General features: G+C 64.3%; 18 protein-coding genes. 10 read left to right on the top strand and 8 right to left on the bottom strand.

All coding sequences use genetic code 11. From position 1 onward, the window contains the following. Positions 1-16 precede the first annotated feature (16 nt). Positions 17-1315: a Gfo/Idh/MocA family oxidoreductase gene (locus tag ACQY7R_RS22445; protein ID WP_428307785.1), complete on the top strand. Its 1299-nt coding sequence runs from the start codon at positions 17-19 to the stop codon at positions 1313-1315. 127 nt (positions 1316-1442) lie between these two features. Here ACQY7R_RS22445 and ACQY7R_RS22440 read toward each other — a convergent pair whose 3' ends face one another. Further along, positions 1443-2594, bottom strand: a complete 1152-nt coding sequence (locus ACQY7R_RS22440; protein WP_428307784.1) for a rhomboid family intramembrane serine protease — start codon at positions 2592-2594, stop codon at positions 1443-1445. A gap of 198 nt (positions 2595-2792) precedes the next feature. Between ACQY7R_RS22440 and ACQY7R_RS22435 the strand changes: the two genes are divergently transcribed. Then, positions 2793-3653 (top strand): EcsC family protein, encoded by an 861-nt coding sequence (locus ACQY7R_RS22435; protein WP_428307783.1) that lies wholly within the window; start codon positions 2793-2795, stop codon positions 3651-3653. A gap of 151 nt (positions 3654-3804) precedes the next feature. Beyond that, complete coding sequence (locus ACQY7R_RS22430) at positions 3805-6552, top strand: PAS domain S-box protein (RefSeq protein ID WP_428307782.1); 2748 nt, start codon at positions 3805-3807, stop codon at positions 6550-6552. A gap of 228 nt (positions 6553-6780) precedes the next feature. Here the strand turns inward: ACQY7R_RS22430 and ACQY7R_RS22425 are convergent, their stop codons facing one another. Continuing rightward, on the bottom strand, positions 6781-7575 hold the full coding sequence (locus tag ACQY7R_RS22425) for an ABC transporter ATP-binding protein (RefSeq protein ID WP_428307781.1): 795 nt from the start codon (positions 7573-7575) through the stop codon (positions 6781-6783). 5 nt (positions 7576-7580) lie between these two features. Next, a complete protein-coding gene (locus tag ACQY7R_RS22420) occupies positions 7581-7799 on the bottom strand; it encodes a DUF1992 domain-containing protein (RefSeq protein WP_428307780.1) in 219 nt (72 codons plus the stop codon). Between the two features lie 235 nt (positions 7800-8034). Between ACQY7R_RS22420 and ACQY7R_RS22415 the strand changes: the two genes are divergently transcribed. The 4 genes from ACQY7R_RS22415 to ACQY7R_RS22400 all read left to right on the top strand — a co-directional run bounded on the left by ACQY7R_RS22415 (position 8035) and on the right by ACQY7R_RS22400 (position 12275). Then, the gene (locus ACQY7R_RS22415) at positions 8035-9060 is read left to right on the top strand and encodes an HAD family hydrolase (RefSeq protein ID WP_428307779.1); all 1026 of its coding nucleotides are present in this window, start codon (positions 8035-8037) and stop codon (positions 9058-9060) included. 109 nt (positions 9061-9169) lie between these two features. Further along, the gene (locus ACQY7R_RS22410) at positions 9170-10102 is read left to right on the top strand and encodes a YybH family protein (RefSeq protein ID WP_428307778.1); all 933 of its coding nucleotides are present in this window, start codon (positions 9170-9172) and stop codon (positions 10100-10102) included. Beyond that, positions 10099-11709 carry a hypothetical protein gene (locus ACQY7R_RS22405; protein ID WP_428307777.1) on the top strand — a complete coding sequence of 537 codons (1611 nt, stop codon included), beginning with the start codon at positions 10099-10101 and terminating at the stop codon, positions 11707-11709. Before ACQY7R_RS22410 ends, ACQY7R_RS22405 begins: the two co-directional genes overlap by 4 nt. Positions 11710-11825: 116 nt before the next feature. Continuing rightward, a complete protein-coding gene (locus ACQY7R_RS22400) occupies positions 11826-12275 on the top strand; it encodes a hypothetical protein (RefSeq protein WP_428307776.1) in 450 nt (149 codons plus the stop codon). On the opposite strand, the gene ACQY7R_RS22395 is transcribed toward ACQY7R_RS22400, so the two are convergent. From ACQY7R_RS22395 to ACQY7R_RS22385, 3 genes are all read right to left on the bottom strand, one after another. Continuing rightward, positions 12267-13163, bottom strand: a complete 897-nt coding sequence (locus ACQY7R_RS22395; RefSeq protein WP_428307775.1) for a hypothetical protein — start codon at positions 13161-13163, stop codon at positions 12267-12269. The two genes, ACQY7R_RS22400 and ACQY7R_RS22395, sit on opposite strands and share 9 nt — an antisense overlap. A 303-nt stretch (positions 13164-13466) precedes the next feature. Then, a complete protein-coding gene (locus ACQY7R_RS22390; protein ID WP_428307774.1) occupies positions 13467-15137 on the bottom strand; it encodes an alkaline phosphatase in 1671 nt (556 codons plus the stop codon). A gap of 187 nt (positions 15138-15324) precedes the next feature. After that, the gene (locus tag ACQY7R_RS22385) at positions 15325-16662 is read right to left on the bottom strand and encodes an MFS transporter (RefSeq protein ID WP_428307773.1); all 1338 of its coding nucleotides are present in this window, start codon (positions 16660-16662) and stop codon (positions 15325-15327) included. Between the two features lie 117 nt (positions 16663-16779). On the opposite strand from ACQY7R_RS22385, the gene ACQY7R_RS22380 reads away from it, so the two are divergent. The 3 genes from ACQY7R_RS22380 (at position 16780) to ACQY7R_RS22370 (ending at position 20869) form a co-directional block, all read left to right on the top strand. Further along, positions 16780-17742 (top strand): MBL fold metallo-hydrolase, encoded by a 963-nt coding sequence (locus ACQY7R_RS22380; protein ID WP_428307772.1) that lies wholly within the window; start codon positions 16780-16782, stop codon positions 17740-17742. 257 nt (positions 17743-17999) lie between these two features. After that, positions 18000-19598: a hypothetical protein gene (locus ACQY7R_RS22375; RefSeq protein WP_428307771.1), complete on the top strand. Its 1599-nt coding sequence runs from the start codon at positions 18000-18002 to the stop codon at positions 19596-19598. Continuing rightward, positions 19595-20869, top strand: coding sequence for a polysaccharide biosynthesis/export family protein (locus tag ACQY7R_RS22370; RefSeq protein ID WP_428307770.1), 1275 nt, complete (start codon positions 19595-19597; stop codon positions 20867-20869). Before ACQY7R_RS22375 ends, ACQY7R_RS22370 begins: the two co-directional genes overlap by 4 nt. Before the next feature lie 96 nt (positions 20870-20965). Here ACQY7R_RS22370 and cutA read toward each other — a convergent pair whose 3' ends face one another. Further along, a complete protein-coding gene (gene cutA, locus ACQY7R_RS22365; protein WP_428307769.1) occupies positions 20966-21283 on the bottom strand; it encodes a divalent-cation tolerance protein CutA in 318 nt (105 codons plus the stop codon). Between the two features lie 21 nt (positions 21284-21304). After that, positions 21305-22351 (bottom strand): hypothetical protein, encoded by a 1047-nt coding sequence (locus tag ACQY7R_RS22360; protein ID WP_428307768.1) that lies wholly within the window; start codon positions 22349-22351, stop codon positions 21305-21307. Positions 22352-22358 lie beyond the last annotated feature (7 nt).

The raw sequence follows: 22358 nt of genomic DNA, 5'->3' as shown, positions 1-22358 counted from the left end.
ATAAGGCGAACGAATCATGGCTGAAACGAACCAACACCCCACCCGGCGTTCTTTCCTCGGCAACTCGGCGCAGCTCGGCGCCGGCGCCGCCGTGTTAGGAACGCTCGCAATGCCTGGTACGGTTCACGCCGGCGGCACCAATGTGCTGCGGGTCGGCCTCGTCGGTTGCGGCGGCCGCGGCACGGGGGCGGCTCTCGATGCGTTGTCGGCCGACGGCCAGGCAGAACTCGTCGCCGTGGCCGATACGTTCCAAGACAAAGCGGATGAAACGCTCAAGCAGCTCCGCGACGTCAAGCAAGTCGCCGACCGGGTGAAGGTGACGCCTGAGAATATTTTCATCGGCTTCGACGCCTACAAAAACGTCGTCGACTCGTGCGACGTCGTCCTGCTGGCGACGCCGCCGCACTTCCGGCCGGAGCATTTCGCCTACGTCATCGATCAGGAGAAGCATTGCTTCATCGAAAAGCCGGTCGCCGTCGATACGCCGGGCCTGAAGAGCGTCATGGAGACGAGCCGGAAGGCGAAGGAGAAGAACCTCGCCGTCGTGTCGGGCCTGTGCTGGCGGTACGACCACAAGGTCCGCGAAGTAATGCGGCAGATCCTCGAACAAGAATCGATCGGCGAGATCGTCGCCATCGAATCGTCGTACAACACGAGCAACCTCTGGCATCGCGGCAATAATCCCGAGTGGAGTCCGATGGAGTACCAGGTTCGCAACTGGCTCTATCACACGTGGCTTTCGGGCGATCACATCATGGAGCAGGCGATCCACAGTCTCGACAAGACGGCGTGGCTACTCGGCGACCAATCGCCGGTGCAGGCGATGTCGCTCGCCGGCCGGCAGCAGCGAATCGATCCGCTGTATGGCAACGTGTTCGATCACTTCGCCGTTTTCTACGAATACCCGACCGGGCAGCGCGTTTACTTCACCTGCCGCCAGCAAGATGGTTGCAGCATGCGGACCGACGAGCGCGTCCTCGGCACCAACGGTCAGGCCGAGGTGTTGCGTGGCGACCTCTTCAATCGCAAAGGCGACCGCAAGTGGCGCTACAAGGGCGAGCAGCCAAGCATGTACCTCGTCGAACATCAGGAAATGTTCGATAGCATCCGCAAGGGCAAGCCGATCAACAACGGCGAGTACATGTGCAACAGCACCGGCATCGCGCTGCTTGGCCGGATGGCGGGTTACACCGGCCAGACGGTCACCTGGGAGCAGATGATGAACAGCACCGAGCGGCTGGGGCCGAAGGACTACGCCTGGGGCGATGTGCCGACGGAAGTCGTGGCGATTCCGGGCAAGACGACGCTGGTGTAGCAAGTGCTGCGGTTCTTCTAGCCCCGGGCTCCGCCCGGGGGTCGCGTCGCGTGCAGCGACGTCACTCGGAATGGAGAGCCACCCCCAGGCGGAGCCCGGGGCTAAGTAGCGGCGGCCTTGTTCGCCGTCACCACGCCGCGTCGTCGATCTCCACCTCGCCTTCGCTCAACTGCCGCTGCGCAACGACAAGCACTTTGTCGCGCGCGGCCGCAAGTTGCGGCGGCAGGTTGATGCTGCGAATCGCGTCCACGAGATCAAACGCCTTCTGCGGCTTCGAGAGTTCCACCAGGCACACCTGCGCCAACTTGATCCGCACCGTATGCGAACCCTCGGGAAAGCGGTTGATGAATTCCGCCATCATCGGCGCTGAATCAGCCCACAACTTTTCCTTTTGCAGGCCGGCGATTAGCTCGAGCAGTTCGCCCCGGTCGGGGTCGAACCGCAGATTGCGATGGCGAGCGCGTTGCAAGGTGAGCAGGGCTTGCTGCGGTTGGCCAATCTTCAGGTAGGCGGCGAACTTGCGTTTCGCTTCGAGGGCTTGGTCGGCGACGTTTTCGACGCGTTTTTCGGAGATCGACTCTTCCTCGCGTTTTTTCCGCTTGTCGCTGCCGTACGTGCCGCTGAGGACCGACAGCAAATCGTAGTCTTCGCACTCGACGACGCCCGTCTTCAGCAGCACGACCCCGAGCACCGCCCCCATAGCAGCTCCCATGAGATGGGCTGCCGACCCTATCGCGCCGGCGCCGAAGAAGATGCAGTAGACGACGTCGATGCCGACGTAAAGCGCCGCAAAGATGCCGACGCTCACCTCGAACGTGATAGCGCGGAGGCCTGCGAACACGAAAATAGACAACTGATTCACCGGCGCCCAGACGCACGCCATCGCCAGCAGCCCCATGATCACCGCCGACGCCCCCAGCGTACCTTCGACGTCGGGCGCGACGAGCGGGAAGACCGCCTGCTCGATCGCCGACTGCCCGACGGCAATGCCGAGGTAGATGGCGAGAAACCGCCACCACCCGAGCTTCCCCTCGGTAATCAACCCAAATGTCCACAGGAAGATCATGTTGCCGATCAGATGTCCGAAGTCGGCGTGCATGAACGGCGACAGCAGCCACTGCACCGGATGCAGCCCAGTACCATACTCCAGCAGCCAGCCATTCTCGCGGATGACCCACTGCTCGACGCCCGCCACAAATGCCACGACGTTCACCGCGATCAGCACGCCAGTGACGATCGGCAGGTGGTAGAGCAGGGCGTCGCAGGAGTAAGGAAACATGGCGGCGGAGGGGTGGATGCACGCGGAGAAGAGCGGAGAAACTGCACCGGCAGCCGGCATCATAGAATAGTCACCCGGGAATAGGGAGTTCCAGAGCGAACTTGCCGCGTACAATGCTGCGGCGTCAGATCAACTGATTTCCTGCCGATACGTCTTGATTGGCGATCTGGCGATCGACGCCCCCGGAGCAGTACCTGAATGGCAGACCTTTCCGAACACGATCTTGCCCTCCTCGCCGGCGCCGTTGCCCAACTGGAACGTCCTGGCCTCGCCGCCCGCCTTGCCGGCATCGTCGGCACGCCGGTCGAGCGGTTGATTGAACGCCTCCCGGAGGGGGTTCAAAGCGAGATCAACGGCGCGACCGAGCACGCCCTCACGAAGGCGCTCGCCGTGGCGGCGAAGACGCTCGACGACGAGAGGCCAAAGGCCCCCTGGAACCTCGCCCACAAAGTGGCAGCGACGGCCAGCGGCGTGGCCGGCGGAATGTTCGGGGCGCCGGCGCTGTTCGTGGAACTGCCAATCACGACGATGATCATCCTCCGCTCGATTGGCGACATCGCCCGCTCGAAGGGGGAGAAGCTCTCCGATCCCGAAACGCGGCTCGCCTGCCTGGAAGTCTTTGCTTTGGGTAGCGGCGACGACCGGCGGCCAGGGGGCGCTGTTGAAGTGATTAACCCAGGCGCCCGCGACGAAGAAGGGCTGATTCGGGTCGGGTACTTCGTCACTCGCGCGGCGCTCGCCCAGCAGGTGACAGTCGCCGCCGAGATTCTCACCAAAGGATCGACTGCGATCACCAGCACGGCGATGACGCGGCTGATCTCGAACATTGCCTCCCGATTCGGCGTCGCCGTCTCGGAAAAGGTCGCCGCCCAGGCCGTGCCGATCGTCGGGGCAATTGGCGGCGGACTGATCAACGCGCTGTTCGTCGACCACTTCCAAAACACGGCCGACGCCCACTTCACTGTGCGGCAGTTGGAGCGGAAGTACGGGGTGGACAAGGTGCGGGCCGAGTACGAGCGGATCGCTCGCGGCGGGGTCGAGCGGCTGGGCGAACGGTAGTTTCGCTCAAAACGGCCAGCGGGAGTGCCTTTAGGGCGCCGGAATCGACCGCTACCCCCGTCCACCGAGACGGCGATAAGCTATATTCGCTCTCAGCCGACGGCGCCTCGCGTGGCGCCGCGTTCTCTCAGGTTCGGGCCAACCGCTGCGCATGCCCCAATTCGCGCGTTCACTTTATCCCCATCTCGTCGCGTTGGCGGCCGTGGCCGTCGCCGCCGCCTTGCGCTGGGCGCTCTTGGACCTGCTACCGCTGGGAACCGTGCCGTTCATCACGATCTTTCCCGCCGTCGCCTTGGCGGCATGGTACGGCGGCGCCTGGGCCGGCGTGACGGCGATCATCGCCGGCTACTTCGCGGCAGACCTCCTGTTCATCGAGCCGCCCGGACTCTCGCTCCTTAACCGCAGCGAACAAGGCCTCACCGAGCTCGCCGCCTTCGGGCTGATGGCCGGCCTCATCGTCGTGATGGCTCACCGCCTGCATCGCTCAAGCGCGAAAACCAAGTCGCTCACCGACGAATCGATCCGCCAAGGCGAAATGCTCCGCATCACGCTGGCGAGCATCGGCGACGGCGTCATCGCGACCGACCCCAAAGGGCTCGTCACGTTTCTCAACGCCATCGCCGAGCAACAAACGGGGTGGAGTCTCGACGCCGCCCGCGGCAAGCCGATCACCGAGATCTTCCACATCGTCAACGAACAGACGCGGCAGATCGTTGAGAACCCGTGCGAGAAAGTGATGCGTACCGGCAAGATCGTCGGCCTCGCCAATCACACGATTCTCATCGCGCGCGACGGCAGTGAACGACCGATCGAAGATAGCGCGGCTCCGATCATCGACGCCGCCGGCGTTATCCAAGGCATGGTGCTCGTCTTCACCGACGCCACCGTCCAACGTCGCACGCAGGGAGCGCTGCAACAACTGGCGTCGATCGTCGAGCACTCCGACGACGCCGTGATCAGCAAGAATCGCCGCGGCATCGTCACCAGTTGGAACGCCGCCGCCGAGCGGCTCTACGGCTTCACCGCCGCGGAAGCGATTGGTCAGCACATCAGCATGATCGTCCCCAAGTCGCACCGCGACGAGTTGGAAGTGATCATGGAACGCCTGTGGCGCGGCGAGCCAATCCAAGATTGGGACACCGTACGGCTCCGCAAGGATGGCACGCCCGTTGACGTTTCGCTGCGGATTTCTCCGATCCGCGACCGTGACGGCGAAGTGATTGGCGCCTCGAAAGTGGCCCGCGACATCACCCATCGCAAACGATCGCAAGACGCGCTCCGGTTCGTCGCCGACGTCAGCGCGTCACTCGCCGCGTTAATAGATCGTGATAGCGCGCTGCAAAAGGCGGCTGAGGCGATGGTGCCGTTCTTCGCCGATTGGTGCGTCGTCTACGCCCTACGGCCTGACGGCACGATCGGCAGCCCCGCGTCGGCGCATCGCGACCCGGCCAAGCGGCAGCTCCTCCGCGAATTTCTCGCCGAGTATCCGGTCGATTGGGAGTCGCCGTCGATCACCGTGCAAGCGTGGCGAAGCGGCCGCACGCAGTACATCCCCACGATGCCTGACGCGCAGGTCGACAGCCTCGGCACGACCGATCGTCTGTTGCATGCGCTGCGGTCGCTCAACCCGAGGTCGGTCATCAGCGTGCCGATGCGTATTCGCGAGCGGACGATGGGCGTCATCAGCTTCTGCAACGCCGAGCACAGTCGGCAGTACGACGAATCGGACGTGTTGCTGGCGGAAGATCTCGCCCGCCGCGTTGCCACGGCGCTCGACAACGCCCAGTTGCTTAACTCGGTCCGCGAATCGGAACGACAAAAGGACGAGTTCCTCGCGATGCTGGCCCACGAGCTCCGCAACCCGCTCGCGGCGATTCGCTTCGCCACCGAGGCGGCGCGGCTTCCGGCGAGCGACGCCGGCCCGGAAATGCTCGACGTCATCAATCGGCAAGCGAGCAACCTCACGCGATTGATCGACGATCTGCTCGACATCTCCCGCATCAGCCAAGAGAAAATTTTGCTCCGTCGCGAACCGATCGACGCCGCCGAAATCGTCGAGCAGGCTGTCCACTCGGTGCAGCCGCTGGTCCAGGAGCAACGGCAAACGTTGAAGCTAGAACTTGGCGCCGAGCCGCTGCCGCTGTACGTCGACGCGACTCGCGCCGAGCAAATTATTGCGAACCTGCTCACCAACGCCGCGAAGTATTCTCCTGCCGGCAGCGAAATCATCGTGCGGACGCATGCGTTCGAGGGCGAGGCGGTCATCGAAGTCGTCGACCGCGGCATCGGTATCTCCGCCGAGATGCTCCCGCACGTGTTCGACCTGTTCGCGCAGGCCGACCGCACGCTTGATCGCTCGCAGGGTGGACTCGGCATCGGCCTCACGATCGTTCGCAAGCTCACCGAAATGCACGGCGGCGCCGTCTCCGCTCAGAGCGACGGGCCAGGGCAGGGGGCGAAGTTCACGGTGCGACTGCCGCTCAACGAAACGCAATCGCCTGCAGCGACCGCCAACGACGATGCAGTCGCTTCCCACCCGCCGCTCAACGTACTGGTCGTGGACGACAATCGCGACACCGCCCAAGCGGAGGCGATGCTCCTCCGCATGCATGGCCACCAGGTGACGATCGCCCACGACGGTCGTAGTGCGCTGGAGCTCTTCGAAAGCATTCGTCCCGACGCCGTGCTGCTCGACATCGGCCTGCCAGTGATCAACGGCTACGACGTCGCCGCCCAGCTGCGCGAGCAGGGTCACTCGAGCGAGCTGCTCATCGCTGTTTCAGGCTATGGCCAAGCGGAAGATCGCGAGCGCTCGCTGCGGGCCGGGTTTGATCATCACTTGGTGAAGCCGGTCGACGTGCGCGAGTTGATGCGGATTCTGCACGCGCCGCGGGGTTAGAGCGCCAATTCCATTGGGTTGGGTGGCCCCGACACTCGGCCACGGTTGACGCTCCACTCCTCATCGTCCTATTGGCCGAGTGTCGGGGTCGCGACAGCGACATGAGGTCAGTAGTACTCAAGCCGACTCGCCTCTTTTTGCCTACGGCAACACCGACACCCCGGCGGTTGGTTTAAATGATTTGGGCAACCGAATTCGCCGAGGTGTCGGTGCTACCCACGGCGATACCTACGCCTGCCAAATCGGCCACAAACGTCCGCCGGACTTTTCCAGGCGATCGACTTTAATGCCGTAGATCGACTCTAGCAGCGAAGCTTGCACCACCTCCGCCGTCGGCCCCGCCGCGGCGATGCGGCCATTCTGCATCACGAGCGTCGACTCGAAGCTCGGCATGATCTCCTCGACGTGATGCGTCACCAGCAACAACGACGGGCTGCTCGGCGCGGCGGCAAGCTGCTCCAGCCATGCCAAGAACCGCTCGCGCACGCCCGGGTCCATGCCGGCGCATGGTTCATCGAGCACAATCAGCAGCGGATCAACCATCCGCGCGCGGGCGACGAGCGTCTGCTGCCGCTCGCCTTGGGAAAGGACGCCGAACGGTTTTTCGGCCAGGGACTCGCAGCGCATCTCGCGGAGCAATTTGCGAGCAGCTTCAAAGTCGGCATCGGTCGGCTGGAGTTCGCCAATGCGCCGCAGGCCGACTTGCGCTAACCGCCCCGACACCACCGTCTCGATAGCCAGTTCGTTCGGCGGAATCCGCGGCGCCAAGTCCGAAGCGACCCAGCCAATCGATCGCCGCAGCGTGCCGAGGTCGACCAACTCTTCGCCGAGTCGCCGCACCGTGCCGCTTGTCGGCCAGAGGTAGCCGCAAGCGATTCGCAGCATCGTCGTCTTGCCGCAACCGTTGGGCCCCAACACGGCCCAGTGCCGCTGGCGCTCGAGCCGCCAGCTGACGTCGACCAAAATGTCTGCCTGCTGCCGGCGGAAGCCGACATGCTCCAATTCAATCAGCGGACTTTGCATGGCGTTCAGCGTTGCCAACCATCGCGAGGGTCGGCGGGAAGGTTCTCTTGGCGAAGCTTGCGGCGAATCCACCAAAACGGGTCGTACGGTTCATCGATCAGCGGCGACGGCTTGCCGAAGCCCGGCAGGTTGTCGAACTCGCCCGCTTCGATCGCGGCGAGCAGCTTGTTCTCGGCGACGACTTGCATCGCCCGTTCCGAACCCAGCGGCATCAACTCAGCCATCATCGACTCCCCATCTACGCAAATTGGGTAGCTCGCAGTTCCTCCAAGTCTAGAGACAGCCGCCACGGCCGACCAGTTCGCTCTCGCCGAGCCTGCCGAATGTAGCGATTGCGCAATCGACCGGGGCGAACTGGCGAATTTGGCGGAGTTGTTGGCCTCGCTTCGCTCCGCGGCCGTACGATCATGGGGCATCTTTAGGGGTTGGATTCTGTTTTCCACGGGAGCGCCTCGCACGATGGCAGCCAGCTTGAACCACCCGCTCGCCGGCCGTCTGCGCTGCTTGGCGACATGCAGCGTCCTGCTAGTCGCTCTCCTTGCTGCCGGCGAATCTCGCGGCGACGATCCGCTTCCCTCCTGGAACGATGGCCCCGCGAAGCAGGCGATTCTCGACTTCGTTGCGAAGGTGACCAAAGTCGGCGGCCCCGACTTCGTCCTTCCCGCCGATCGCATCGCCACGTTCGACAACGACGGCACGCTCTGGGTCGAGCAGCCGATGTACACGCAAATTGTCTTCGCGTTTGATCGCATCAAAGCGGCGGCGCCCGATCACCCCGAGTGGAAGACGACCGAGCCGTTCGCCGCTGCCCTCGCCAACGACTATAAGGCCGTGTTCGCCGAAGGGGAAAAGTCGGGCGTCAAGCTGCTGATGATCGGCCACGCCGGGATGACGCCCGACGCCTTCGAGCAGATCGTCGTCGACTGGCTCGCCACCGCAAAGCATCCTCGCTTCGACCGGCCGTACACGCAGCTGGTCTACCAGCCGATGGTCGAGGTGCTTGAGTTTCTGCGGGCCAACGAATTCAAAACGTTCATCGTCTCCGGCGGCGGCATCGACTTCATGCGGCCTTGGACTGAGAAGGCCTACGGCATCCCACGCGACCAAGTCGTCGGCTCGTGCATTGAGGTGAAGTTCGAACTCATCGACGGCCAGCCGACGCTCATGCGATTGCCAGCGGCGAACTTCGTCGACGACGGCCCCGGCAAGCCCGTCGGCATTCAACGCTTCATCGGCCAGCGGCCGATCTTGGCGTTCGGCAACTCCGACGGCGATTTTGAAATGCTGCAATGGACCACCGCCGGCGACGGCCCGCGGCTCGGTCTCATCGTCCATCATACCGACGGCGTGCGCGAGTACGCCTACGACCGTGATTCAATGGTAGGCCAACTCAAGCGAGGCCTCGACGCCGCGAAGCAGGAAGGCTGGATTCTTGTGTCGATGAAAGATGATTGGAAGAAGATTTTTAGTTTTGAAGAGGATTGATCAACTTCAAACTGTGAACGATTGACTCACCCCGAGCACCGCTCGGGGCTTTATGAATTTGAAAATGCCCCAAACCGCATACTATCCACTGCCAGGAGCACCCAATCCTATGTCCCGCTCAATCCACCGCAACCTGCTCGCGGCGCTGCTCATCGCCGCCGTCGGCACCTTGCCGGCGTTCGCCGCGCCGGCGAAGCCACTCGACCCCGCGCTCGCCGCCATGGTCGCGACGTTCGAAAAGGCGTTCAACGCCCACAACGCCCCGGCGATGAGCGCCTTGTGGACGCCCGATGCCGTCTACCGCGCCACGAACATCGGCGTCGAAGTCACCGGTCGCGATCCGATCGCCTCTGCCTACGCCGCTTTGTTCCAGGAACAACCGGGCAGCACGCTCAAGCTCACGATCTCCGAATCGAAGATCGACGGCAAAACCGCCTCGCTCCTCGGCATGGCCGAGGTGACGCAGCGCGGCCAACTGCCGACTCGCTCACTATTCCGCGCCTCGCTCGCGCGGGTCGGCGCCTCGTGGTTGTTCTCGAACGTCGAAGAAGCGGAACTGCCGGCCAATTCGCCTACCGGCATGAGCCAACTCGGCTGGCTCGCCGGCACGTGGATCCAGCAGCTTCCCTCGGGTGACGTGAAGAACACCTACCACTGGGTCGACGGCGGCGCCTTCTTGGTTCGCAACTACTCGCGGGTCAGCAAGCAAGCGCCGGCCGCTTCGGGCACGCAGATTTTTGGCTGGGACGCCGAGCAGCAATGCATTCGCACGTGGCTGTTCGATTCCAACGGAACGTTCGGCGAGGGATACTGGGAACGGCAAAGCTCGAACAAGTGGGTCAACAAGATGGCGCTCAAACTGCCCGACGGCCGTCGCGGTTCGGCGACGCAAATCCTCACCCGCAGCGGCGACAACGAGCTGACCCTGCAGTCGGTCGATCGCGAGATGGACGGCCAGTTCCAACCGAACACCACCCCCGCCAAGATGTCGCGGCAAATGACGGGCAACGACGACGCAGCGGCGAAGGGAGCCAAGCAATGAAGTTCGCTCGCACATTTAAACTGCTGGCGGCGTTTGGCGCCGCGGGATTCATTGGTTTTAGCCTCGTCGCTCTCGAATCGGCTCACGCCGTCGGCTTTCACGGCGGCATGGGCGGTGGCTTTCACGGTGGAATGGCCGGCGGCATGGGAGGCGGCTTCCATGGCGGCATCCCCGGCGGCATGGGTGGCTTCTCGCCTTCGATCGGCGGCTTCGGCGGGTATGGCGGCGGCAGCTTTCACGGCGGCACGGGCGGCGGCTTCATCGGCGGCATGTCGCCGAACTTCGCCGGCGGCCCCGCCTCGCGCGGACTCGCCACCTACGGCGGCATGGGCCTGCCGGCGAACATCGCCCGCCCCAGCTATCGCCCCGGCACCGAAAACACCTTCGGCGCTCTCGATGGTTTTGACCACGGCGGCATCCCCGGCCTCGCCCCGCAAGTCGACGCACGGCAGATCCTTGGTCAAACGCCCACTGGCGCCGACGTCGGCAACTTCCTCGGCCTGAAAGATGGCGGCCCGCAAGTCGGCTCGCTTCGTTCGGAGATTTACCGCAACCCGCTCATGGCTGAAGTGAACCCGCAGGTGCGCTCCGGCGGCACGATGCCTGCCGAAAATCGCATGGCGCCGCCCAACTTGAACCCAGCCGACGATCCGCTGATGCGCGGCAGCGAGTGGGCCAAGGGCCACGCCGGCAATTTCCCCTCGTGGAGCGGCGGCCAAGCCGAAGTTCCGCGCGGCGCCGCGAACACGCTCAACGGCAAGATTGCCAATACGTTCGCGCCAGGCAACGCGCACGCCCAGAACCTTCATAACTGGATCGACAATCATCCCCAACGGGCTGATGACTGGGAAACGCACGCCAACCAGGTGCGTCAGAACTGGAACCAGAACCATCCGTGGAACGGCGTCCGTCCCGGCAGCGATTGGTGGAGCAAGTACCACCCGAATCTCGATCACTGGTACTACCACCACGGCTGGCAGAACCACGATTGGTGGTACTGGTGGGGCGTGCCGACGTGGGGCGCGTACGCCAGTTGGTTCCCCTGGAGCTGGGGCGAGCCGGTGTACTACGACTACGGCCCCGGCGGCAACGTCGTTTACGAGGATCAGAACGTCTACGTCGACGGCGAAGACGTCGGCACCGCGGCCGACTACGCCGAATCGGCCGCGCAGCTCGCCACGGTTGATCCGCAACAGGAGGCGGCGACCAAAGACGACGAACAATGGATGCCGCTCGGCACCTACGCCGTCGAAACGAGCGCCACCGACACCAGCACGTCGCGTCTGTTGCAACTCGCCGTCGATAAGGCGGGGATCGTCAGCGGCACGATGTTCAACAGCTCGACCGACAAGATGTACGTCGTCCAAGGCCGCGTCGACAAGCAGACGCAGCGCGTCGCGTTCACCATCGGCGACAAGAGCGACGTCGTCATGGAAACGGGTATTTTCAACCTTACCAAAGAGCAAACGCCGGTGCTGGTCCACTTCGGCCAGAACAAAACGGCGAACTACTTGCTCGTGCGGCTGAAGGCCCCGAAGGATGCGGGCGCGGCGGCTTCGGCAACGGGCGATAGTGCGGCACCGGCGGAGAACCCGCTGGCAGAGTAATCGCGAAGCAACGTACGGAGCTCGTTCCCACGCGGAGCGTGGGAACGAGCCTCCCGACGCCGCGTCATGCCAGTTCAAGGATCAACTAGCAAACATCTTTCTACTCGGTCGCCGTGATGCAAAAGTACGACCGCCTGGAAGTCGTCGTCGCAGTCGTCGCGTTCGCCGTGTTCCTCTTCACGCCGCTAAACCCGGCAGACGATCAACTACTTTTAGTACTGCTCGACGACCCTCGCCTCGCTTGGTTTGTGGGATTGGCGACAATCATCGGCACGCCGCTATCGTTCGCTCTGCCATCGTTGCGAGTGAGCTTCATGGGAAGGTATTGGAAAGTCCCTTCCACAGCCTACGTCTTCCACCGTTGGGTTCTGCGACTCTGCTGCGGCATGATGGCGGGGCAAGTGGCCGCCACGTTCACGCTGGCGATCACTCGCGACGAGCGAATGCTCTGGCTGCTGCCGTTCCAACTGGTCGTCGGAGGAGCATTCTGCCTCGGCACATGGCGGCGCCTGAAAACGCCCGCCAGTAACGAGTTCACCATGCCGTGGTGGCCGTGGCTACGTTGACAGTCGCGCAGGCCGCGGGCGCTTCACGATCGCCAGCGCTGCCAGAAACGCCAATGCCAATGACGCCGGCTCAGGAATCGCAATCATTTTCTGAGCGCTGCCATACCCAGTGCTAAACACCGAGGTCGTTTGCGTCGCGAAGTCGTAGCGCATGAAGTTAGCGCCGCCGTCGCCCCAGACCAAATCTCCGTCCGGCAGAAACGTCAGTCCGTTAAGCCCGCCACTTGCCACAGGAATCGTCTGCAACAAGTCGCCGTTCAACGAGTAACTAGTGATCTCGCGGTCGCCCCAGCCTTGATTTGCGACGAAAATTGTCCCGTCGGCGGCAATGGTCAAGCGAGTGGGCAACGACAGCCCCTTGTTTTGATCCGCCAGCATCGCTTCGACGACTCCGGTCACGCCGTTCAGTCGATCGAGGCGGTTGTAGAAATTGCCGGAGTTCTCTGACACAACGTACAGATTGCCGTCGGGGCCAAACTCAATGCCCAGCGGCAGGCCCGTGAAAAGCGTCGGATTAAAGTGCTGCGTCGAATGCGTATCGTTCGGCCCGACGACGTAGATGTTGCCAAAGAACGGCACATCCATGACGCTCGCATAAAGTCGCCCGTCAGGGCCAAACGCAAGATCCATCGGCGTCGTGGGGTAGGAAAACATCGGATCGCCGGCGAACGTAATCGTCCGCACCAAGGCGCCGGTGAATGGGTTAACCGCCTGGACGACGCGCTGCGATGAATTGCTGAGGTAGATCAGCCCGTCGGGCCCGCGTTCAATGTCGCCGATGCCCGAGGCGGCGAAGACGGTGCTAATAATCTCCCCGCTTACGGGGTCGACCTTCACCAAGCCGCGGCTGTAATCAGAGGCGAGAAGCGTGTAGTCAGCGGTCGGCACGAAAGCATGCACGGATGCGCAGCAGCAGGCCAGAACCAACGAGGCAAGAACAGACGAAAATCGAGTCATTAGCGTCCCTTTCCCAGGTGAAGATGGACGCACAATAAGTTACGCGGGTCGCGTTGTCAAATTAACGCCTCGCCAACTTCGACTCTATTCGGACTTGCACCAATACAAGGCGGACTAACGCGACGCCGAGGCGCAACCTCAAGCCGGTCCGCGCCGCTGGACTGGTCGCTTAAGCGACCAGTCCGAACCCTCGTGAGAGCTTCCGCGACCTTCGACGTACGTCGCGACTTTGCGTTACCGCGAAGTCATGCTCTTCGCGGGCGTTTCAGCAGTAATGAGTTCAATCATCCGCTTCCCCACATCAGTCGAGTGCAGCATCCCGCCAAACCGCTTCGCCGCGTGGTCGGGCCCGAAGGCGCCAAGGATCACCGGCGTGCTCGAATGCGTGCCGGCGCCCCAAGTGACGTGCTGCTGATCCGCGAGCGCCCGGCCCAGCAGATTCATCCGCAAGTTCTCGCCGTACACATAAAACGGCTCGAAGTCGTCGATCTTCGGCACGGTCTCCGTGTTCATGTAAGGATGGCCGGCGACGTAGTTCTTGTTCCGCTCGCGGGCCAGCACGTTCACTGCGTCGTCGAGCGTGATCTTGAACGCCGACGAATCGTTGACGATCTGCATCAACCGCTCGGCAGTCTTTTCCTTCGGCGGCAGCGCGTCGAACTCGGCCATCATCGTGAAGTAGCTCTTCTTCTGCGCGAAGATCTGATCGAGCAACTCCGGCGGCGCGTAGTTGAAGGCGGGCTCGAACGGCACGCCGGCGAAGAGGTCGCCGGCGAGCTTTGTCGACTCCGGCAGCGGCCGGCCCGCATAGCTGAAGCCGAACGAACCGGTTTCGTGATCGGCGGTAACAATCACCAGCGTATCGTCGCGATCCTTGGCCCACTCGTACACGAGCCGCACCGCGGCGTCGAAGTCGAGTAGTTCGTGCAGCAGCACGCCGGCGTCGTTGTTGTGGCCGGCCCAGTCTATTTGGCCCCCCTCGACCATCAGGAAGAAGCCCTTGGGGTTCTTATCGAGCAACTCGATCGCCTTGCCGACCATCTCAACGTGCGTCGGCTCGGTCCGCTGCGGGTTAGCGGCGGTGGCGGCGTCTTCGAGGGCGTCGTTCAGCTCCGAGTCGGCGAAGATGCCGATCACCTTGCCGTCGGTCACCTTCTCGAGAGCGTTGCGATCAAAGACGAGCTTGTAGTCGCCGCGGGCTTCGAGCAGCAGGTTGCGATTGTCGCGGCGCCGCGAGGTGGCAGGATACGCGCCGCCGGTCATCTGCATCAGCGCGGCATAGGTCGGCGAGTTGCGATCGTTGATCGCTTCCGGCACCCAATTGCGGATGCCGCCTCCCATGAGGACGTCGACCTTGTTGTCAAGATAGTCGAGCGCGATTTCGTTCTCGCTCTCGCGGTTCGCCTGATGCGCCGCGAAGCCGGCCGGGGTCGCGTGCGTGATGCGAGTATCGGTGACGAGCCCCGCCGACTTGCCGACGCGGTGGGCCGCCTCGACGATGTTCTCGACCCGCTCGCCGCGATAGTTGGCGCCGATCATTTCCGAACCCGCCAACTCCCCCGTGGCCAACTGCGTCGCCGCCGCGGCGGAGTCAACGACCAGCGCGCCGTGTGGTTGGTTGTTGACGATCGCCACCGTTCCCTCGGCAAGCAGCCGTTCGATCGCCGCCTTACGGTGAGGGACTTGCGAACCCGGCGCGTACCGGGCGTACTGTGTGAGCATGCCGACCTGCTGCGGGCCCATGCCGTCGCCGATCATGATGATCACATTGCGAATGCCAGGGGGTTTGGCAGCTGGCTTCGTGGCGGGAGTGGCGGCGGTGGCCGTTACCGAGGACGTTGGCGCCGCATCTTCGCCGCGCGAGTATGCGGCGAACGCAATTTGACAAACAAGAGCAAGCGGCACGACCGCGCACCGAACGAACCGCCAAGTAGTTCGATGCGCTGACGGAGAAAACGATTTCAACATAGAGGCTGGAACTCGACGGCAGGCGAGGCGGTTCAGAAGGGAGCCCTTAGTATAGCAACCCCGCAAAACCGGGCCCTGCTTCGAATATCGGGAAAGCCGCAAAATGGAGCCCGCGAACCGAGGCTCAAGCGGCCTCTTCGTCTGTCGGCTCAGGAACGCGAGCGGCCAGCCCGACGCCGACAAGCATTAGCGCCCCGCTAGCGGCAAAGAGAATCCCGAAGCGATCAAGCCAGCCGCCGGTCGCCGGGAGGCTGCCCGCGGGCGACTCCATCGCCGCCAGTCGGTCGAATAGGTACCCGCCGCCGAGAATGCTCAGCGAGTAGGCCAGTTGCGTCCACGCGAACCACGCCGCGGCGTAGCTTGCCGTCGACTCGCGCGGACTCAGGCTTAGCATCAGGTTCGGCAGCGTCACATTGAGCCCCGCATAAGCGATCCAGCAAACGTACGCGCCAATGATGAGCCACCAGGTCGCGGGCGTAGCGATCAAGAAGAAAACCAGTGCCAGCGAGACGATGCTCCAACTCACGACGAGCAGACGCACGTTGCCGCGACGGTCGACCAGCCGGCCGAGCCACGGCATCAGCAAGATCTGCACGCCACGGGACGCCGCATCGAGCGAACGTTTTTCTGCCAGTTCTAGCCGCAGCACGCTCGCCAGAAAAATCTGCCGCGGCGATTGAACCAATCCATTGGCGACGGAGAAACAGACGCCGAACGCCATCAGCCGGCGGAAGCGAGGGTCGACCAGCGGGCGAACGAGGTCGCCGAGGCGGGGCAGGGGACTCGTCCCGGAGTTACGCGTCGAACGGCTTGCAGCGCGCGGCTCGGCCACGCGAGCGAGCGGCAACGTGGCGAGCGCGCTCAACGCGGCGCCAAACGATGCGCACGCCGCGTAAGACTTCCACAGCAGTTCCGGCCGACCAATCGCCGTGCAGTGCCGCTGCCACGCCCAAGTAATCGCCGCCGCCGCGAATCCGCCGGCGACGAGTCCCGCGGTAAGCCACGCCTCGCGCCTCCCGACAAATCGCCCGCGCACCGCCGCGGGAACCAAATCTCCGAACCACGACCAGAGCGCGACAACGCCGATGAACTCCAGCGTCTGCGCGACGCTCCATGCGGAGCCGAGCGCCGCAAGCGACCAAGCAGAATCGCCGAATCTCCCAGGCGCCGCGACAAACGGTAACGCCGCGAGCGTCGCCGCACTCGCCAAAAACATCGCCACGCAAAATCGCCGCCGGCTCGCCACGCGATGCAACCACCACGGCGTACCAAGCCGCAACAGTCCCGCCAGCGACGGCGCCGCCAAAATCCAAGCGATCGCGGTTCCGCCGGCGTGGAGTTCTCGCGCGAAGTAAGCGATCAGCGAGACGCTCGCCAACCCGCTGCCGCCGCCCCACAGCGCGCCGTTCGCGTAAGCGAGCTTGAGTGATTTTCGCAGCGACGAAGCAGCGGGGCGTCCCATGCCGCCACGTTAGGCAGGCGCCAGCACCGTCGCAAGCAAATTCACACCCACCGACTCCGCATTCCGAAACTTCGCAACCATCTGGCGTTCGCCGCCGCGCCGCGGAATAATGTACAAATGTTTCATTGGGACCGAGGCCTGTTCTACAATCGCCCGCGACTGGCGCTCGACGTCTGCCGTCGGCAGCCGCATGGGTTCGTCTCGCACGCCCATGCCGACCACATTGGTCCGCACGAAGTTGCCTACTGCACGCCGGAGACGGGCCGTCTCTACAAGCTGCGGATGGGCGCCATGCGGCGCGTCGTGGAAGTTCCGTACCGCCGGCCATTCGAGTTCGGCGACGTCCGCCTAACGACGTACCCCGCGGGCCACTGTCTCGGCTCCGCGATGGCCCTCATTGAAAGCGACGAAGGCTCGCTTCTCTACACGGGCGACTTCAAGCTCGGTGAGTCGGCGACGGCGGAGCGCTGCGAACTACCGCGAGCCGACGTGCTGGTGATGGAATCGACCTTCGGCAAGCCGCGCTACCGCATGCCGCCGCGAAGCGAAACGGTCGAGCGGTTGCTCACGCTCGTGCGTGAGGCGATCGCCGACGGCGCCACGCCGGTGCTGCACGCCTATCCGCTCGGCAAGTCGCAGGAAGCAACCCGCATCCTCACCGCCGCCGGCATCCCGGTACTGCAGCATCCGACGATCTACGCCGTGAGCGAAGTCTACCGCCAGTGCGGCGTCGACCTCGGCGATATGCGACTCTACGACCCGGCGCTGCTGCCGGGCCGCGCCGTGATGACGCTACCGCAAGGCGCGCGCGACTTCCGCCTCGCCGGCATCCGCCGGCCGGTGAGCATCGCCATCACCGGCTGGGCGATCGACCCCGGCACGAAATACCGCTGGGGCGTCGACCACGCACTGCCGCTTTCCGATCACGCCGACTTCGACGAGTTGATGGAGACGGCCGAACGCGTCGGCGCTCGGGAGATCTACTGTACGCATGGGCCCGCGGAATTTGTGGGCCATCTGCAAGCGGCCGGCTTCAACGCGCTGCCAGTGAAGGGGAGTTACCAGAAGCGGCTGTTTTGAGCCCCTGCAGAGAAATGCCTGCCAACTGCTAATTGGGGCGATTGATCTAACCGCCAAATAGCGGTGCAGCCCCCCGCCCGAGGATGGTGAAACTTTGCCGTCTTTAACGCTGCTATCAGCGGCGAACCGTACCCGCGGGCCGCGCTTTTGCTGTCACCTGCGGTCGGCAACAGTCGAATTTTAGTTCCAGCAGAGGGGCGCGCAGGATGCGCGCTGGCGCCGGCTCCACGCCGGCACTTAGCCAGGGATGGGCGTACATGATCGAGGGTGACCTCCAACGCGTTGGGCGATGGCCGCGGCAAGCGTGCGCACTGGCGCTGTTGGCCGCGATCGGCTGCGGCGATGCTGGCGTCGAACGCGCCGAGCAATCGGGCGCAGCCGCTGCTGGCGCCTTCGCTCGCACTCCCCGACAGGCCGAAGTCGCCTGGGCTCGCCCGCTGCTGCCGCCAACGGCTGACAGCGTAGCACCGGCCGGCATGATGTCGCTGCCCGGCGAGCCGCGTCTGCAAACGCCGGCCGAGCCAGAGCTCACGCCGCTCCCGACCATCGAAGCGGAAGAAGCCGAGCAAGTGGTCGCGGCGCCGAGCGCAACCGCGGAACTCGACGCCGTCGAAATGCCCGCCGCCGGGCCGACGCTGCTGCCGCCGCAACCGCTCGAAGCAGGTTTTACCGAATGGCATGACGCCTCCGGAGCCACGCCCCTCGACGCGAGCACACCAGCTGACCAGTCGACTGAGTCTTCACTCGTCGCCACCGAGCCGCTAACCAACTACGAAATTCTACCGACGCCTGACGCCCCGAGCGCAGAAGCGTCGCTCGCACTCCCGCCGCGACTCAGTGATACCACGAGCACCCTCGGCGGCCCGCTCTCGCAAGAGGCGGAAGAACTGTTGGCCGACGCTGGCCCCACGGTTACCGGCCACATGACCGGCGCCATGGTCAGCGAGCAGGCTCTCGCCAAAATCCGCCGCGGCTACAAGCTCGCTCAGCGGGGCGCTTACTTCGCAGCTCGCGAACAGTTCATCGAAGTCTTGCGGATGATTGCCGAAGCGAAGGATCAAAAGCGCGGCGTGTCGCGGCGTTCGGTCGCGCTTGCCAACGGCTTGCGAGCCCTGGAAGAAGCAGCCGACTTCACGCCCCGCGGACCCGGCATCGACAATCGCCTCGACTTCGCCGTGATCATCGCCTCACACCGTACGCCGGTTGCGAAGAGTGGCGCCGGCGACCTAATGCCGCAGCAACTGGCCGATCTATACTACCGTTACGCCCAATTGCAACTTGGCGCCTCGGTCGCCGGCGAACCGGCCGGCTCGATGGCGCTCCACGCGCTCGGCAAGCTCTACAGCCAGATCGGCCGCGCTGAACCAGGGCGGATCGTGCAGGTCGAACGTCGCGCGTTCTCGCTGCAGCAAGCGGCGTTGCTAGCTCGCGAAGACAACCATCTCGCGGCCCACGAGCTCGGCGTGCTGCTAGCGGAAGCTGGGCACTACGTCGATTCCGAATACATCCTCGCCCAGGTGGCGGCCCGCGAACCTCACCCGGTCGTTTATCGCAACTTGGCCCGCATTCAACGGAAGCTCGGCCGCGAAGACTTGGCGACGGTTAGCGAGTCGCAAGCGCATCACTTGGCCGCGCAGGGGATGAGCAGCGTGAGCGGCGTGCAGTGGGTTGATCCGCAAACGCTGGCACGCACGGGCGATCCGCTGGCGCCGACAGCGCCGGCCCCGCAGGTCGCCTCCGGCCCGCCAATTCCGCAGCCTCGCCCCGCCGCAACCGCAACGAACCAAGCCCCGGCGCCAGCTCCTAGCGAGCCGGTTCACAACATCACTCGGCTGCCCGGAGGCTACTTCCGATGATCCTTCGCTGGCAACCGATGGCACTGAAGAAGCTGGCAGTCGCCGCCGTGGCGCTCACTGTCCTCACGTCGCTGACCGATCGCTCAACGCCGCGGCAGGTCGTTCCGTCCGCCACGGCCGAACGCGTGCGCGAGCGAATGGTGAAGCTCGCCACCGCGGAAGAGTTCGTGCTCTGCCAAGCGCTCAGCCCCGCAGCCCCATACCCGATCTGGGGCGTTGATAGCACCGTGAGCGCCGGCCAAGGCGAAGTCACCTGGGACGCCCGCGGCCCAGTCGATTGGCAAGCCTACGCTCAAGGCGAGTACATCGGCCACGCCCGCCTCGCGCACGTGCCGGAGTACCGCATCCGCGTCGACGATCGCATCATCTTCGTTTTCCGCCTGACGCGGGAGATGACGAGCTACCCATACGAATTGCAAGTTGGCGATAAGATCCGCGTTGAGTCGCTGACCGGCGACTCGGCCGCTGGCGGTATCGGCGGGACGCAGGACGACGTCCGCCGCGAGTTGGTGATTCAGCCAGACGGCACGATCACGCTGCCGCTGCTCGGCCAGGTTCGTGCCGCGAACATGACCGTCGACGGCCTGCGGCTCCACCTCGAAGAACGGTATACGAAGTACTACAAAGTGCCGGCGATCACCGTGACGCCGGTGGAAGTGAACACTCGCCTGCAGGACCTCATCAACGCGGTCGTCGCCCGCCAAGGCAACGGCGGCCAGCAACTCGAATCGACGGTGAATCCTGACGGCCGGCTCTTCCTGCCGGCCCTCGGCCCGATTTGCGCTCAAGGCCTCACCGTCGACGAGCTGAAGGTTGAAGTCGACGCCCGCTACGACGCCGCCATCCCCGGCGTCGACATCACGCCGGTCCTCACGCAACGGGCGCCGCGGTACGTCTTCATCGGCGGCGAAGTGCGGCAGCCAGGCCGGTTTGTGCTTGAAGGACCTACGACGCTGATGCAAGCCGTCACCATGGCCGGCGGCCATCTGAACGGCGGCAACCTCCGCCAAGTGGTCGTCTTCCGCCGCGGCGACGACTGGCGGCTGATGGCGTCGATGTTCGACATCCAAGGCGGCCTCTACGGCAAGCGCCCGACGCCCGCCGACGAGATCTGGCTGAACGACTCCGACATCGTCATCGTGCCGAAGACCCCGATCCGCGTCGCCGACGAATGGATCAGCGAGTTCTTCACGAACGGCCTCTACGCGATGTTCCCACAGTTCGCGTTCGGCAATTTGAACTTCAACAACTTCCGGTCGATTAGCAACTGATGCGACCGTCTTCTAGCCCCGGGCTCCGCCCGGGGGTCGGCATCCACGCCGATCGGCGTCGTCTAGCGTTGTGCGACCCCCGGGCGGAGCCCGGGGCTAGGACGTCTGCTCAGCTAGCCACTGCAAGTACGCCGCACTCCCCGCCACAATCGGCGTGGCGATAATCTCGGGGCACTCATACGAGTGCAACTCCCGAATCGCCGCTTCGACGGCGGCGTAGTGCTGTCGCGTCGTCTTGATCTGGCAGAGCCACTCCTCGCTACAGTCGACCTGCCCCTGCCAGCGATAAACGCTCTGCACTGGACCGACAATCTGCACGCAAGCCGCCAGGCGGCGCTCTACGAGCGCCGTGGCAATCGCGTCGGCTTCCTCGCGGCTGCCAGCGGTGGTGGTGACTTGTAAGTGCTCGTGCATGAGGTGCCTGCTAGCAATCGTTCACTGCGAGTAAAAATGCTCCGCCACGAGTTCGCAATGCAGCGGCAGCCAATGGCTGCGCGTATACGGCGCGTGCCCCAGGATATGCCGCCAGGGCATGCGGTGGGGGTCGTCGTAGTCGACCAGCAGCGTCGTTCCTTCGTCGTGGACGCGGACGCCCTGCTTGAGCCGCGAGCGGAGCCAGCCGCCGAGGTTCCGCTGCAGCAGGTTGCCGAGCCGCCAGTCGGCGAGGAACGTCCGTAGCGCGATCGGCAGCGGCGGGAGGTTCGTCCCCGCGATGCCAGCGTGCTGGATGTAGTCGCCATGCTCGGCCGCCAACACGTGATGCGGCCAGGGCGGGTAGGGGGCGCGGTGCTTGTGATGCTTCGAGTAGGGCCGGTGATTGATCACATGCAGCAAGTTGTGATAGGCGCCGGCGTCCCAGCCGTAGCGAACCGGCGTACCGTAGGTGATCACGTCGAGCTTTAACCGCCGCACGGGATGCTGCGGGTCGGCGAGAATCTGCTCGACTCGCTCCCAGACCGGCAGGTCGGGCTCAGCGGCGATCCATGGGCGGAAGAAGGTGCGCGAGGCGTGGAAGAACTCGTGCCGAGTCGCTTCGTCGGCGCCGAGGAGGTTCGTCAGCAGGGCGAAGACGTTGCCGCCGTGGCTGTGAGCCCAGAGCTGGACGCGAGGGTTATCCTGTGAGCTTGGCAGCTGTTCGCCAAACGTCGCCAGTTCACCCAGCAACCGCACCGCGCCATCAGCACGGCCGATGTGATGATTGAGACTCGACCAATGAAACAGTCGCACCGGCACGGGGCGCGGGGCGCTCGCGCTCAGCGCCGATTGCATCCGCTCAGCGAACGCCGGCGTGTAGTTCCCCGTCTCGCCAATGACGGCGTCGATCGCCCGCTTGCTCCAGCGGCGCAGCGGGCGGGCAACGCCTGGCGCCCAGCCCTCCAGCTCGGTAAACAACCCCAGAACGTCGTCGCCGCAGAACGTACCGTGAACGCAGTAGATCGCCGCGACGCCCGCTTGCGAGAACCGCGCGCCGGCCGCCGCCATCCGCTCG

This window comes from Lacipirellula sp., assembly GCF_965279485.1.
GTDB lineage: Bacteria > Planctomycetota > Planctomycetia > Pirellulales > Lacipirellulaceae > Lacipirellula.
The sequence above is the reverse complement of the archived record's forward strand: the minus strand, read 5'-3'. Positions and strand labels throughout refer to the sequence as shown.